Below are 15,041 nucleotides of genomic sequence, written 5' to 3'. Positions count from 1 at the left end.
AATGAGCGATATCATCCAACAATTAAAATCCCATTATCAAAACGGAAACATCAACATCAAACTGATTTTCATTTGTGTTGCTGTTTTTGTGATTTCTATTCTGATTAATTTTCTGTTTTTCCGAAACAGCGTTTATACGATTTTTGATTATTTCGATGCCAAACCGAGTTTAGAGCAGTTTTTCTCACAACCTTGGGGTGTTTTGACCTATACTTTTTTTCATGGTGGCATTTGGCATTTGGCGTTGAATATGCTGATGGTTTATTTCGTCGGTCAAATGTTTCTCCGCTATTTCAGAAAAGAAGATTTTCTCACTTTTTTCCTTTTTGGGTCGATTGCCGGAGCGATTTTCTTCATGGGGTTTTCCTATGTTTTTAATTATGCAAATGGTTTGGTTGGCGCTTCTGCAGCAGTTTATGCGGTGTTTTTTGCATTGGTTGCCTATATCCCAAAAACCAAAGTTCAGCTGATGTTCATCAACATCAACATTCCACTGGATTATGTGGCATACGGCCTTTTGGTCATAGATCTTTTGATGATTTTGTCGGGAAATAATGTCGGTGGACATGTTTCTCATATAGGTGGAGCGGCATTTGGTTTTCTGTACATGAAACAATTTGAAAAGGGAAATGATTTTCTGGGTGGAATGATCCGTTCGTTATTTTTCCGCGAGAAAAAATCGGTAAAAACCAACCGAAGAAAGGCTGCCAGAGATGATTATGAATTCAATTCCCAAAAAGTCAATAAACAAAAAGATGTCGATAAAATTTTGGATAAAATTTCCCGTTCCGGATATGAAAGTTTAACCAAAGAGGAGAAAGATTTTCTTTTTAAACAAGGAAAAAATGGGTAGAGGATTGCGTTTAAGAGGGCTAGATCCGGTGTTTTTTATTTCACATTTGATCTTTTTAGGACTTTCCTATACGATTTATCTTGCGCCGCATATAGCGCCTTCTACATTTCCTTATTTCGGATTTGTTCCGATTGTATATCCTTTAATTGTTTTGGCCAATTTTGCATTGATTATCTTTTTATTTTGGAGAAGAGCGCCTTATGCAATTTTGTTTTTATTCCTTTCAGTGGGACTTTATTTTCCTTTGAATAAAACCTATCAATTCTTTGGAAAAAAAGTAGAAACTGCGCCCGATTTTAAAATTGTTTCTTTAAATGGCCAATATCTGCGCGAACCGGGATTTGTAAATTTCTTCAATCAAGAAAAGGCGGATGTTGTGGTTTTGCAAGAGGTATATTGGCGAAACGAAAAATTTGAAAATCTGAAAGATTCGGCATTTGCCGATTATTATCATGAGAAACATTCTCTTATTCAAGTATTTAGCAAATATCCGATCATCGAATTTAAAAAGATTTTTTCCGGAGAAGACAATACCGTCGGACTTGCGGCTTATGCAGATTTGGATTTGGGAAAGGATACGATTCGGCTCATCAATGTTTATTTGGAGCCAATGTTTATCGATAAAAAATTGGTGAAAGAAACGGTGAGTGACATGGAAACGGCAGAGGCCAATTCGATCGTTTTGAAAAACAAATTGACCAAAGGATTTCTTCAACATGAAAGTCAAATCAAAAAACTTCTACCATACATCAACGGCTCTAAACACCCTGTAATCCTAGCCGGAGACCTGAATGCAGTCCCCAATTCTTATGAATACCAACAAATCATTTATTGGTTAAAAGACGCTTATGTTGAAGTTGGAAAATCCTCCGGAACCAGTTTTCATGATTTTAAATATCCGCTTAGATTGGATTATATTTTTTCTTCTGATGAATTTTTACCGACCCGATATGAGGTCCGAAAAGACGTCAAGCTCTCTGATCATTATCCGGTTATTGGTTATTTCAAATTACCTTAAAATTGTATCTTTGAGCGAATCAATTCGTAATTGAATATGTCATCAAAAGAATCTTTCGTACAAGAAATACAAAATAATTACCGATACAAAGGTGATAAAATCGTTCTAGGAAAGGCAAAATTAGATGGAGAAGTCCTGACAGACGCAGAGATTTCCATCGCATTAAAAACCATGAACCGACATGGATTAATCGCCGGAGCCACCGGAACCGGAAAAACAAAAACACTTCAGATTTTGGCAGAGCAACTGTCCTTAAAAGGTGTTCCATCTTTGTTGATGGACATCAAGGGAGATTTGAGCGGTATTGCAGCTGCCGGCGAATCGGATAACAAAGGAATTCAGGAGCGACAATCGCTTTTGGGTTTGGACTATACTGCGGCCGGAGCACCTGTAGAATTGTTGAGTTTAAGTGGTGAAAAAGGCGTTCGTCTGAGGGCAACGGTTTCAGAATTCGGGCCGATTTTATTTAGTAAAATTCTTGACTTAAACGATACACAAACCAGCATCATTTCCATCATTTTTAAATACTGTGACGACAAAGGATTGCCGCTTGTCGATTTGGACGATATGCGCAAGGTTTTACAATATGTCAGCGAAACCGACGAAGGAAAACAAGAGTTAAAGTCCAATTATGGAAGCATTTCGCCGGCTTCTTTGGGAACGATTTTGAGAAAAATAGTGGCTTTGGAACAACAAGGTGCAACCGCTTTTTTTGGCGAATTGTCCTTTGACGTAAATGATTTGATGAAGACAAAGGATGGAAAAGGAATGGTAAATATCATCCGTTTGACCGATGTTCAGAACAAACCCAATTTGTTTTCCACTTTTATGTTGAGTTTGCTCGTAGAAATTTATGAAACACTTCCAGAGGCCGGAGATTTGGACAAACCGAAATTGGTCATTTTTATCGATGAAGCACATTTGATTTTTAATGAAGCGAGCAAAGCGCTTTTGGATCAAATCGAAACGATGATCAAATTGATCCGTTCCAAATCGGTAGGAATTTATTTCTGTACACAAGTTCCGGGTGATGTGCCTGATGAAGTTTTGGGACAATTGGGATTAAAAATCCAACACGCTTTACGCGGATTTACGGCAAAAGACCGCAAACAAATCCAAAAAGCAGTTGAAAACTATCCGATTTCTACCTATTACAAAGCAGATGAAGTCATTACGCAATTGGGAATAGGTGAAGCTTTTATCACAGCGCTAAATGAAAAAGGAATCCCAACGCCATTGGCGCACACCTATATGCGTGCTCCACTTTCCCGTATGGATGTTTTGACCGATCAGGAAATAGAATCCATCGTAAAAGAATCCACTTTAGTAAATAAATATGCGCAGGATATAGACAAGGAAACTGCTTTTGAAATTCTAACAAAAAAGATGGAGAGCATCACTGCCGAAAAAAATACTGCGCCTCCAAAAAGAGCCGGAAGACCGAGAAAGGAAAAATCAACGATCGAAACGATTTTAAGTGATTCCACCACCAAAAGTTTCATACGTACGATTGGGAATCAAATCATCCGAGGTCTTTTTGGAAAAATATCCAGAAGATAAATGTACGCAGTTCTCGACATCGAAGCCACAGGAGGAAAAAAGGGCGAAGAAGACATTATAGAAGTGGCCATTTACCGCTATGATGGTCGTCAAGTTGTAGATCAATTGATTTCTTTGGTTTGTCCGGAGCGAAAAATTGATGCTTATGTTCAAAAACTAACGCAGATAACGCCCAAAATGGTCAAAACGGCACCTAAATTTCATGAATTGGCCAAACGCATCATCGAGATCACAAATGGAGCTGTTTTGGTTGGTCATAATGTGGAATTTGACTATAGGATGCTCAAACAAGAGTTCAAAAAACTGGGATATACCTATTATAGAGAAACCATCGATACGGTTCCACTGAGTGAAAAAGCTTTTCCGGAGGCAAATTCTTATTCGCTAGGAAAACTGAGTAAAGAATTGGGTATTCCGGTTTCAGATAGGCATAGAGCGGCCGGAGATGCACGTGCAACGCTGGAATTGTTTAAACTTTTGTTGGAAAAAGATTCTTTAAAATCCATTTCAAAATTAGAGGAAGAAAAAAAACGGGTCAGTCAAAAATTTGCTTCCGTTTATGAAGAAATGCCAAATGAAATCGGTTTGGTTTATTTTCTAAATCAAAAAAAAGAAGTTATTTACCTCACAAGGGCTATAAACATCGCTTTGGCGACTCGGAAAATCCTGACTGGAAAGTCCGGATTGAGCAATAAAATTCGATTAGAATTTGCTACTGTACGCCATGAAATAACGGGAAATGAATTGATTTCTTGGATAAAAGAAGCCAATGAAAAAAAACGATTAAAGCCTAAATTGGTGCGAAATACTAATGGTTTTGATTTTCCCTATACTTTGTTTGTGGAAATAAAAGACGGATATAAAACTTTAAAACTCGATAGAAATCATAGAAAACGCCCAAACCCTGTTTTTCAAATATTATCTCTAAAAATGGGACAAAAAATTCTATCTCTCATCACAGAGGAATTTCAATTATGCCCTAAATTGAATGGTATTTCTCCTGCTGATTTAGATTGTTTGAGCTTTGAAGTTGGCGAATGCAATGGCGCTTGCAAACAAAAAGAATCGCCCGATAGCTACAACCAAAGAGTAGATGAGTTCTTAGAAAAAATTAAGCTTGAAAATAAAAACTTCCTCTTGATCGAAGAAGGAAGAAGACTGGGCGAAAGCTCATTTGTTTGGGTAAATGATGGTGTTTGTGTCGGTTATGGATATTATGAGCTACACCATCAGATCAAAGATCGAAAAAGAATAAAGGAAAGGATGACCACAGTGGAGAAAGATTCAGATATCGACTCCGTAGTGAAAGGGTTTTTATTTACTGAAAAATACAGGGAATTGATTACATTACCTCTTTAATTAATTTAAAAGAAAAGGATGACGGAAAAAGAAGAAAACGACCGAATCAGAGAAAAATTTGTGCCTAAAAATTGGAATGAAGTCAAATCAAATGACTCCTGGGCCTTGTTCAAAATCATGTCAGAATTTGTCGAAGGCTATGAAAAAATGTCTAAAATAGGGCCTTGTGTTTCCATATTTGGATCTGCCCGAACTCAAGCTGATTCTGCCTATTATGAAATGGCAGAAGAAATCGCCTTTCAATTGACACAACAAGGGTTTGGCGTGATTACAGGAGGTGGTCCCGGTATCATGGAGGCGGCCAACAAAGGTGCGCAAAGAGGAAAAGGAAAGTCGGTAGGAATAGGCATCAAACTTCCTTTTGAAGCGGGTTTAAATCCTTATGTTGATTATGATTACAGCATCAACTTTGATTATTTCTTTGCGAGAAAAGTTATGTTTGTAAAATATGCGCAAGGCTTTATCGTATTGCCCGGTGGAATGGGCACGCTAGATGAACTTTTCGAAGCCCTAACGCTCGTTCAAACCCAAAAAACAGGAAGATTTCCTATCGTTTTAGTGGGAACCAAATTCTGGTCAGGATTGATTGATTGGTTAAAGGAAACCGTCATGGCAGCGGGTAACATCAGCGAGAAGGATTTCGAACTTTATCGATTGGTCGACACGCCGGAGGAAGCTGTAGGTCATATCAAAGCTTTTTATGACAAATACATGGTGAAGCAAAACTTCTAACCTTTTTTATACTAAATTATGAATAAAAACCGTTGGTTTGAAAAAGATAATTCCCTTATGTTCCAACTGAAGTTTGTTTGGTTTTTTACTTTTTCACTCGTTTCATTCATTGGTTTCTCTCAAACCAATAACGACCGCTGGGAGGATCATTTTTCCTATAATAACATCCGTCATATATGGGAAATTAACGGTTTTATATTCTGTAGTGCAGAAAATGGATTGTTTAACTATGATCCCAATTCAGGTGAATTGGAAAAAATATCCAAAGTAACGGAACTGAATGATGTAGGGATTTCGGCGTTTAGTTATAGTCCAGAGCTCGATTTTCTTTTGGTCGGTTATGAACGAGGCGAAATGGATATATTGGGGCCGGATGAAAATCATAATCTACTTGAAATTCCATTGCATCAATCCTATACCGGAAGTAAAATCGTCAACCACATATTTCCTTATCAAAATACTGCCATCATTTCCGGAGAATTTGGTTTAGCATCCTTTAGTTTGGAGGAATTTGAATTTATGGAAACCTGTTATTTTACACAAAACAGTGTTTATTTTGGTGTAAAAGAATCGGTAGTATTAAATGATGTCATTTATGCGGCGAGTGATCGCGGGATTTTTTCCCATGCACTAGATGAATTCATTGCGAACTTTACTTCTTGGACGCAACCGGCAGGATTGCCGACATCTGCATTTCAACAAATCGTGGTTTTTCAAGGAAATTTAGTCGCTGCCACAGGAAATACAGTATATCGGTTTGATGGAAACAATTGGACTAATTTCGGGACTTTTCAAGGTTTACGTGATTTAAGTGTAAACGGTAATGTTTTAAGCATTACGCAGACCAATTCTGTGACCAATTACAATGAAACTTTTGGAGTTTTGGAAACGGTTTCATTTACACAAACCCTAAACACAGGATTAAAAATTGGCAATACAACTTATGGTGGTTCGCAGCTTTTTGGGTTAATCAATAATTTAGAAGAAATCAAACCGGACGGTCCTTATAACAACAAATCTTATTCGATTACCGCGCTCGGAAACCAAATCTGGATAGCGCCTGGTGGTATGAATAACTATAATTCACCCCAACAAAATGCTGATGGTTTTTTTCATTTTAATGGCACAGAATGGATCCACAATACTTCTGAAGAAATGCTCAATGCAAAAGATATTGTAGATATTGAAGTCAACCCAATGGACTCCACAGAAATTTATGTTTCATCTTGGTTTGAGCATCCTTCATGGAATGAATCAAACATCAGCATCGGGATGTTTAAATTCAAAAGTGGTCAGATGGTAGAACATTACAACCACGAAAATAGCAGTTTGATGTTTCGGGAAAGAATAGGAGGTTCTACTTTGGATGAAGATGGAAATTTGTGGATTGGTCAGTCTTATGTTGGTACGAGTGGAGACACTTATATGGTTAGAAAAACAGCTTCAGGAAATTGGGAATCCATTGATTTAAATGCGGCGTATGGAACTGCGGGAAGTCGTAAGCCGGTAGTTTACCAGGGATATGGTTTTCTTCCTTTACCCAGATCGCAAAGTGGCTTGAAAGTGACCAATATGCAAGAAGTTTATACCATAAATGGACAAACCAATTCCGGAAATCTTCCGGCAAATGAAGTCCTAGGCGTTGCTATGGATCAAGACGGTATATTATGGATCGGGACGACGCTTGGATTAAGAGTGCTTTACAATCCGATTGAAGCAGTTCAATCCGGATCTTTTCAAGCAGAACCGGTCATCATCGAACAAGACGGTATTCCGGAAGCCGTGCTAACAGACGTAGCGGTAACCGATATCCAAATCGACGGAGCCAATCAAAAATGGGTTGCGACCGATACCGGTGGTGTTTATTGCTTTTCTGAAGACGGAACCGAAACGGTTTATCATTTTACCGCCGAAAACTCTCCACTTCCATCCAATCGTATCAACAAAATCAAAATAGAAATGACAACCGGAGTTGTTTATTTTGCCACGGATAAGGGTGTGATGTCTTTCAGAAGTGATGCTGTAACGGTAGGAGATGCTTTTGGAGATGTGTATTCTTATCCTAACCCTGTTCGCCCCGGTTTTAACGGTGATGTCACCATCAAAGGACTGCCAAATGAAGCCGATGTAAGAATCGTAGATGTTGTTGGAAATTTGGTGTTCAAAACCAAAGCTTCTGGAGGCGTTGCCAAGTGGGACACCAGAAACATGAATGGGAAACTGGTCGCTTCTGGTATCTATTTGGTTTTGATGTCCAATCAAGACGCAACAGAAACCAAACAAACCAAAATCGCAATCGTCCGATAAATGCTTATCAAAACTCCTGCAATTGTTTTAAGTGCAATCAAATACGGTGATTCAGGAAAAATCATCAAGTTTTTTACGTTAAATCATGGTTTGACTTCCTGTATTTCTAAATCTATTTATGCTAAAAAAAACAAAACCAATTCGCTTTTGATTCCATTTAATTTAGTCGAATTGGTTTATGATGAAAAGCCCAACCAAAATCTTCATTTTTTAAAAGAAATCAATTCAACCACTCATTTTAATTCGATTCATTTACAACCGGAAAAAACAACCATCGTTTTGTTTTTGACAGAAATTTTAAATGCTGTTCTGAAAGAAGAAGAACAAAATTTTGCATTATTTGATTTTTTGGAAAATTCGATTCGGGCATTTGATCAAAAAAATTCGGGCTATGCCGATTTCCATTTATGGTTCCTTTTGAACTTAACCCAATTTCTCGGATTTTATCCTCACCTCAAAAAAGGTTTTTCTTATTTCGATTTAAACAATGGAATTTCCACTCAAGAAATTCCTCACGAAATCTATATTTCAGATTCAGATCTTTTCCATTTTGAAAAATTGATTTCGCTCGACTTTCATGACCAATCCCAAAGTCAATTTAGCCAAAACCAACGAAAATCCATTCTTTCGACACTTTTGAAGTATTACGAGCTCCATATCTCCGATTTCCGCCAACCAAAATCTTTAGAGATACTGAACCAGGTTTTTTCATAGAAAATTGCTCAAAGCATAAATATGAAGGTCGATTTTTAGAAAAAAGACTAAATTTTGCTTTTTTGTCTGACAGCTTCGTAAATACAGATAGCGGCAGCATTGCTGACGTTGAGGGAATCTACTTTTCCGTTCATGGGAATTTTGACCAATTCGTCGGAATGCTCTACCCAAAAATCAGTCAATCCAAAAGCTTCGGTTCCAAAAACGATGGCCGAACTTTTGGAAAATTCGATTTGGTATAAACTTTTTGTGTCTTCATTTAAATAGGTAGAAAATAGTTGAATTTGATTTTTTTTCAACCAATTGACTAATTCTTCCTTGGTCGTGCTGACCAATTGATTGGTAAATATCGTTCCGACGCTGCTTCGGATTACATTTGGATTAAAAAAATCTACCAAAGGATCACAAACCACCACCAAATCTACTCCGGCGCCATCACAAGTTCGCAAAACGGCTCCAAGGTTTCCGGGCTTTTCCACCCGCTCCAAAACGACGATTAAGGCTTTTTCTGAAAGTTGAACATCTTGTAAATCTACATGCTCGGTTTTATAAACGCCTATAATTCCGCCCGTTGTACCTCTATAAGCAATTTTTTCAAAAAGCGGTTTCGATACTTCTGTTTGAAATTGAGCCTCTAAATCTAAAGATTCCGAAAAAATAGAAGGACAAATAAAAAATTCGACCGGTTCAAATCCGGCATTCATAGCCAATTGATTCTCCTGAACTCCTTCCACTACAAATAAGCCTTGTTTCTTTCTTTCACGCGATTTTTCCTGCAGCTTTAGCAGGTTTTTTATTTTCGGATTTTGAAGGCTTTCTATTTGCATTTCTTATAGGTTAAACAAGCGAGAAGTTCTTTACCAAATTGTTTTGTACAAGATATTCTGCGATTTGAACAGCATTGGTAGCAGCTCCTTTTCTTAAATTATCTGCAACGATCCACATATTGACGGTATTGTCTTGAGAAAAATCTCTACGGATTCTCCCCACAAAAACATCATCTTTTCCTTCTGCATAAATTGGCATCGGATAGGTATTGGTTTCCGGATTGTCCTGAAGCACAACTCCGGGTGTTTCATGCAAAATTTTTCTCAATTCTGATTCGTCAAAAGCTTGATTAAATTCCACATTTACGGACTCAGAATGCCCACCCTGAACCGGAACGCGAATCGCAGTTGCGGTCAAAGCAATCGTGCGATCGTCCAAAATCTTCTGTGTTTCACGTGTCAATTTTAATTCTTCTTTTGTGTATCCTCCTTCTTCAAAAACGTCACAATGTGGCAATGCGTTTTTAAAAATCGGATAAGGATATTTCATTTTTGGATTAGAACCGTTGATTTCACCTTCCAGTTGTTCAACAGCTTCTTTTCCGGTTCCTGTAACAGATTGATAAGTCGATACCACCACGCGTTTGATGTCATATCTTTTGTTCAAAGGATTTAAAACCATCACCAATTGAATGGTAGAACAGTTCGGATTGGCAATTATTTTATGATCTGGCGTTAAGATATCTGCATTGATTTCAGGAACTACCAATGGAATTTCGGGGTTCATACGCCAAGCAGAAGAATTGTCTATTACAGTGGTTCCAACTTTTGCAAATTCAGGCGCCCATTGTTTAGAAGTATCTCCTCCCGCTGAAAAAAGTGCGATGTTTGGCTGCATTTTAATTGCCGTTTCCATCAAAACGATGCTGATTTCTTTTCCATTGAATTCAACTTTTTTTCCAACAGATCTTTCAGATGCCACCGGAATTAATTCATCTACCGGAAAATTTCTTTCTTCCAGCACTTTTAAAATCACGCGGCCCACCATCCCAGTTGCGCCTACTACAGCCAATTTCATACCTTAAAATTTTTCCACAAAATTAACACAAATCAAACAACTTATGGGGTAATTTTTGTTATGTTCGAATTATTCAATTCTGTACATTTGTTAAAGTCCCATAAGTTATGCGTTTCAGCTTTATCATTTTATGTTGTCTATTTTATGGATTTCTTTCCTCCCAAACCAAAGAACGACCCAAAGTGGGCGTGGTTTTAAGCGGTGGTGGAGCAAAAGGATATGCACATATCGGAGCGCTAAAAGTCATCGAAGATGCGGGAATTCAAATAGATTATATCGGCGGAACGAGTATTGGAGCAATAGTCGGTGGTCTTTACGCTTCCGGTTATACTGCTGATGAGTTAAAGGAGATCATGTATTCATTGGACCTCACAAGCATGATCATGAATGAAAAATCACGAAGAGAATTGCCGTTTTTTGACAAATCTTATCGAGAAAAATACATCCTCCAACTTCCTTTTGACAATTTTAAACTTGGTTTTCCTAATGCCATTTCTAGTGGACAAGGAACGGTAGACGAATTGACTTATTTATTTCGCCATGTTCATGATATTCAAGATTTTAACGATTTACACATTCCTTTTGTTTGTGTTGCTACCAAACTGAGCAATGGTGAGTCGGTAACTTTTAGAGAAGGGTTTTTACCTCAGGTTGTGATGGCGAGTGGTGCTTATCCGACGCTTTTGGAACCTGTATATATAAATGGAGAAAAATACATTGATGGTGGTGTTAGGAATAATTATCCGGTTCAGGAAGTGATCGATATGGGTGCTGATATTATCATCGGTGTAGATTTGCAAGAAGGTCTTTTGAGCCAAGATGAATTGAATTCTGCCACAAAAGTGATCGAACAAATCATTTCTTATGAAATCGCTGAAAAGTCTAAAGAACAAAGCGAATTGGTGGATCTGAGCATACAACCAGATCTAACAGGGTTTTCTGTAACCAGTTTTGAATATAAAACTGAAATAATCAACAAAGGAACAGATGCTGCAAAAGATGTATGGGATCAACTTCAGGAAATTGCACATTTACAGGGCAATATACAAACTGACAGAAAAAAAATAGTAGAAAACGAATACATTCTCATTACTGATTTGGAAATCAATGGATTGGAGTCGTATAATCGTTCTTATGTAAAAGGAAAACTTGGTATAAATCCACCGCATTTGGTCAGTTACCAAAATATACGCAACGGGATTAAATCTCTATATTCCTCAGGAAATTTCAATAAGGTTTTTTACCGAATAAAAACAAACGAAAAAGGGTACAATACGCTCTCCTTGTTTGTACGAGAAGAGTCTTCAAAACAATCTTTGAAGTTTGGGTTGCATTACGACGATTTATTCAAAACCGGTCTTTTGCTCAATTTTACGAGTAAAAAAGTTTTACTGAACAATTCTGTTTTGTCTGCTGATTTAGTTTTGGGAGATTTTCCACGTTATGAATTAAATTATTACATAGACAATGGGATTTATCCAAGTTTTGGTCTTTATTCAGGTTTTAAACAATTTGATACCGGTGTTAGTTTAATAAATTTCAATGAAAACTCGGAAGATGTTTCTTTGAATTATCAATTCAACGAATTTACCAATCAAGCATATATTCAATCTACATTATTTGAAAAATATGCGATTGGAGGTGGTATAGAGCATAAATATTTGGACATTCATACCAATAATTTACCAATTTCTGACCCGAACAAAGTGATAGAAAATAGTTATTTTCTGAACGCAATTGGTTATTTAAAAGCAGATAATCTAGACAATCCCAACTATCCCAGAAACGGATTAAAATTCAATGGATTATTCAAATACCTATTCAATTCCAATTCTGATGATTTTAACGAAACGTCCATGATCGCTTTGGATGTTGAAGGAAATAAGTCATTAAATCGTTGGCTTTCTGTCAATGCCTTTGGGAAATTTGGCACCTATTTCAGCAATTTCCCACCCAATTCTCAAAAATTTGTCATGGGTGGTTTTGTCGAACAATCTTTTATGAACTATACCCGGTTTTATGGCTTGCCTTTTTTATACGCATCCGGGGATAATGTCATGGTCATCGGTTCTAAGCTACAAGGGAAGTTCTTAAGAAACCATTATGTTTCCGGTTTTCTAAATTTGGGCAACATAGAAAATGACTTCAATGATTTAAATCTTTTGCAATACAATTACGTTGGATATGGAATCGGATATGGCTATGATAGCCCATTGGGGCCCATTAACGGACTTTGGACTTATTCGCCAAACACAAAAAAAGGGATGTTCAATGTTTCTCTCGGATTTTGGTTTTAACTTTGCACCATGATTTTATTTTTCTACGAAACACCTTTTTCAATTGAAAATGAGCTCAATTGGAAGAATTGGTTGAACGCTGCTGTTGAAACTGAAGGATTTCAAACAGAAGAAATCAATTATATTTTTTGCGATGACGAATATTTATTGGACATCAACATTCAGTATTTGGATCATGATTATTATACAGATGTAATTGGATTTCAATATTCGGAAGGAAAAGAAATCTCAGGTGATGTTTACATCAGTGTAGATCGGGTTAGAGAAAACGCTGAAAATCATCAAAAATCATTTGAAAATGAACTCGCTCGTGTTATGATTCATGGCATTTTGCATTTTATGAATTATAAAGATAAAACGGAGGAAGAAGCAAAAAAGATGAAAGAAGCAGAGGAGCGTCACTTGTCTTTTTTGGAAGAAATAATTTAATTGTTCCACGTGGAACATTCAACATTTAAAAGAACAAAATGTTTTTAGATCAATACGATATCATAGTAGTCGGCGGTGGCCATGCCGGTGCAGAGGCTGCTTCTGCTGCTGCAAAAATGGGTTCCAAAACTTTATTGGTAACCATGAATTTACAAGCCATAGGTCAAATGTCCTGCAATCCAGCTATGGGTGGAATCGCAAAAGGACAAATCGTCCGTGAGATAGATGCAATAGGCGGAATGTCCGGTATCATAACCGATGAAACCATGATTCAATTTAAAATGCTCAACCTTTCCAAAGGGCCGGCGATGTGGAGTCCAAGGGCGCAGTCAGATCGAATGCGTTTTGCCGAAAAGTGGCGGTTAACTTTAGAAGAAAATCACAATATCGACTTCTTTCAAGATATGGTAAGTGGTTTAATTATCGAAAACAACACGGTCGTAGGCGTACGCACAGGAATGGGCATCAGCATACGTTCAAAAGCTGTGATTTTGACCAATGGAACTTTTTTAAATGGTTTGATCCACATCGGAGAAAAACAATTTGGTGGTGGTAGAATGGGCGAAAAAGCAGCAACCGGCATCACAGAACAATTGGTAAATTTAGGTTTTGAATCAGGAAGAATGAAAACCGGAACACCTCCCAGAGTAGATGGTCGATCTTTGGATTTTTCCAAAATGGAAGAACAAAAAGGTGACGAAAAACCAAAGAAATTTTCTTTCACCTCCACAACTCAACTGAACACACAAAGAAGCTGTTGGATAACGTATACCAATTCAGAAGTACACGATTTACTTCGTGAAGGATTTGATCGCTCACCGATGTTCAACGGCTCTATTCAAAGCACGGGACCGCGATATTGTCCTTCTATTGAAGATAAAATCAATCGATTTGCGGAGCGGGAAAGACACCAAATATTTGCTGAACCAGAAGGTTGGGATACCATAGAATATTATGTAAATGGATTTTCAACCTCGCTGCCTGATGACGTGCAAGCCAAAGCTTTGCGATCCATTCCGGGATTTGAAAAAGCCAAAATATTCAGACCTGGATATGCCATCGAATATGACTACTTCCCACCTACCCAACTCCAACATACACTTGAAACCAAAATCATAAAAAACCTCTATTTTGCCGGTCAAATTAATGGCACCACAGGTTATGAAGAAGCCGCAAGTCAAGGTTTGATGGCGGGAATCAATGCTCATTTAAAAATAAATGAAAAAGATCCTTTTATTTTAAAAAGAAACGAAGCCTACATCGGCGTACTCATCGATGATTTAATCACAAAAGGAACGGAAGAACCATATAGAATGTTTACTTCCCGAGCCGAGTACCGCATATTACTTCGTCAAGACAATGCTGATGAACGTTTGACTGAAATGTCCAATAAAATAGGGCTTGCATCTGATGAGCGACTAAAAAGAGTGGACGAAAAGTATGGAAACGCATCCCAATTGGTGAACTACATGGAGTCCCAATCTATCCTCCCGGACGAAATCAATCCGGCGATTTTAAAAGGAAATGGCTCTCCTATTACCCAAAGCGTTAAAATGGTTTCGGTGATTACTAGGCCTGAAATTTCTATCGGTGATTTAACAAAATTGGATCGGGTCACAGAATTCATTCAGACAAATAATATGGGTGAAGAGGAAGTTGAGCAGTCGGAAATCCAAATGAAATACAAAGGCTATATCCAAAAGGAAAAAGACAATGCCGATAAATTAAAACGTTTGGAGAATTTAAAAATCCCTGCGAACTTTGATTATTCGCAACTAAAGTCCATTTCCTCAGAGGCCAGACAGAAATTAAACAACATCAAACCCCAAACGATTGCCCAAGCTTCTAGGATAAGCGGTGTATCTCCATCGGATATAAGTATTTTGTTGGTATTTATGGGTAGATAATGCAATTGTTCCACGTGAAA

12 protein-coding genes are annotated in these 15,041 nt (G+C 37.6%); 10 read left to right on the top strand and 2 right to left on the bottom strand.

What is annotated here, in order from left to right; translation table 11 throughout:
• The first annotated feature begins 1 nt into the window (after position 1).
• The 7 genes from HU137_RS04560 to recO are packed head-to-tail and all read left to right on the top strand — an operon-like array spanning position 2 to position 8,543.
• Positions 2-853 carry a rhomboid family intramembrane serine protease gene (locus tag HU137_RS04560; protein ID WP_182042608.1) on the top strand — a complete coding sequence of 284 codons (852 nt, stop codon included), beginning with the start codon at positions 2-4 and terminating at the stop codon, positions 851-853.
• Complete coding sequence (locus HU137_RS04555) at positions 846-1,871, top strand: endonuclease/exonuclease/phosphatase family protein (RefSeq protein WP_182042607.1); 1,026 nt, start codon at positions 846-848, stop codon at positions 1,869-1,871. Before HU137_RS04560 ends, HU137_RS04555 begins: the two co-directional genes overlap by 8 nt.
• A gap of 36 nt (positions 1,872-1,907) precedes the next feature.
• Positions 1,908-3,431, top strand: a complete 1,524-nt coding sequence (locus HU137_RS04550) for a helicase HerA-like domain-containing protein (protein ID WP_182042606.1) — start codon at positions 1,908-1,910, stop codon at positions 3,429-3,431.
• Positions 3,432-4,790, top strand: a complete 1,359-nt coding sequence (locus HU137_RS04545; protein ID WP_182042605.1) for an exonuclease domain-containing protein — start codon at positions 3,432-3,434, stop codon at positions 4,788-4,790.
• 18 nt (positions 4,791-4,808) lie between these two features.
• A complete protein-coding gene (locus HU137_RS04540) occupies positions 4,809-5,522 on the top strand; it encodes an LOG family protein (protein ID WP_182042604.1) in 714 nt (237 codons plus the stop codon).
• Positions 5,523-5,540: 18 nt separating this feature from the next.
• Positions 5,541-7,829 carry a type IX secretion system anionic LPS delivery protein PorZ gene (gene porZ / locus HU137_RS04535; RefSeq protein ID WP_182042603.1) on the top strand — a complete coding sequence of 763 codons (2,289 nt, stop codon included), beginning with the start codon at positions 5,541-5,543 and terminating at the stop codon, positions 7,827-7,829.
• Positions 7,830-8,543 carry a DNA repair protein RecO gene (gene recO / locus HU137_RS04530; RefSeq protein WP_182042602.1) on the top strand — a complete coding sequence of 238 codons (714 nt, stop codon included), beginning with the start codon at positions 7,830-7,832 and terminating at the stop codon, positions 8,541-8,543.
• A gap of 47 nt (positions 8,544-8,590) precedes the next feature.
• Here the strand turns inward: recO and HU137_RS04525 are convergent, their stop codons facing one another.
• Positions 8,591-9,370 carry a TrmH family RNA methyltransferase gene (locus HU137_RS04525; RefSeq protein WP_182042601.1) on the bottom strand — a complete coding sequence of 260 codons (780 nt, stop codon included), beginning with the start codon at positions 9,368-9,370 and terminating at the stop codon, positions 8,591-8,593.
• Between the two features lie 10 nt (positions 9,371-9,380).
• Positions 9,381-10,388 carry an aspartate-semialdehyde dehydrogenase gene (locus HU137_RS04520; protein WP_182042600.1) on the bottom strand — a complete coding sequence of 336 codons (1,008 nt, stop codon included), beginning with the start codon at positions 10,386-10,388 and terminating at the stop codon, positions 9,381-9,383.
• Between the two features lie 107 nt (positions 10,389-10,495).
• Here HU137_RS04520 and HU137_RS04515 point away from each other — a divergent pair, with 107 nt between their 5' ends.
• The 3 genes from HU137_RS04515 to mnmG are packed head-to-tail and all read left to right on the top strand — an operon-like array spanning position 10,496 to position 15,021.
• Positions 10,496-12,685 (top strand): patatin-like phospholipase family protein, encoded by a 2,190-nt coding sequence (locus HU137_RS04515; protein WP_182042599.1) that lies wholly within the window; start codon positions 10,496-10,498, stop codon positions 12,683-12,685.
• Between the two features lie 9 nt (positions 12,686-12,694).
• A complete protein-coding gene (ybeY, locus tag HU137_RS04510) occupies positions 12,695-13,114 on the top strand; it encodes an rRNA maturation RNase YbeY (protein WP_182042598.1) in 420 nt (139 codons plus the stop codon).
• 38 nt (positions 13,115-13,152) lie between these two features.
• Positions 13,153-15,021, top strand: coding sequence for a tRNA uridine-5-carboxymethylaminomethyl(34) synthesis enzyme MnmG (gene mnmG / locus HU137_RS04505; RefSeq protein WP_182042597.1), 1,869 nt, complete (start codon positions 13,153-13,155; stop codon positions 15,019-15,021).
• Positions 15,022-15,041: the final 20 nt, after the last annotated feature.

Source organism: Moheibacter lacus (assembly GCF_014042165.1).
In the GTDB taxonomy this organism is placed as follows: Bacteria; Bacteroidota; Bacteroidia; order Flavobacteriales; family Weeksellaceae; genus Moheibacter; species Moheibacter lacus.
The sequence above is the reverse complement of the archived record's forward strand: the minus strand, read 5'-3'. Positions and strand labels throughout refer to the sequence as shown.

Coding starts and splice junctions, on each gene's coding strand:
- HU137_RS04520 (WP_182042600.1), bottom strand. CDS start 10,388: ATGAAATTGGCTGTAGTAGGCGCAACTGGGATGGTGGGCCGCGTGATT.
- HU137_RS04515 (WP_182042599.1), top strand. CDS start 10,496: ATGCGTTTCAGCTTTATCATTTTATGTTGTCTATTTTATGGATTTCTT.
- ybeY (WP_182042598.1), top strand. CDS start 12,695: ATGATTTTATTTTTCTACGAAACACCTTTTTCAATTGAAAATGAGCTC.
- porZ (WP_182042603.1), top strand. CDS start 5,541: ATGAATAAAAACCGTTGGTTTGAAAAAGATAATTCCCTTATGTTCCAA.
- HU137_RS04545 (WP_182042605.1), top strand. CDS start 3,432: ATGTACGCAGTTCTCGACATCGAAGCCACAGGAGGAAAAAAGGGCGAA.
- HU137_RS04550 (WP_182042606.1), top strand. CDS start 1,908: ATGTCATCAAAAGAATCTTTCGTACAAGAAATACAAAATAATTACCGA.
- HU137_RS04555 (WP_182042607.1), top strand. CDS start 846: ATGGGTAGAGGATTGCGTTTAAGAGGGCTAGATCCGGTGTTTTTTATT.
- HU137_RS04540 (WP_182042604.1), top strand. CDS start 4,809: ATGACGGAAAAAGAAGAAAACGACCGAATCAGAGAAAAATTTGTGCCT.
- mnmG (WP_182042597.1), top strand. CDS start 13,153: ATGTTTTTAGATCAATACGATATCATAGTAGTCGGCGGTGGCCATGCC.
- recO (WP_182042602.1), top strand. CDS start 7,830: ATGCTTATCAAAACTCCTGCAATTGTTTTAAGTGCAATCAAATACGGT.
- HU137_RS04525 (WP_182042601.1), bottom strand. CDS start 9,370: ATGCAAATAGAAAGCCTTCAAAATCCGAAAATAAAAAACCTGCTAAAG.
- HU137_RS04560 (WP_182042608.1), top strand. CDS start 2: ATGAGCGATATCATCCAACAATTAAAATCCCATTATCAAAACGGAAAC.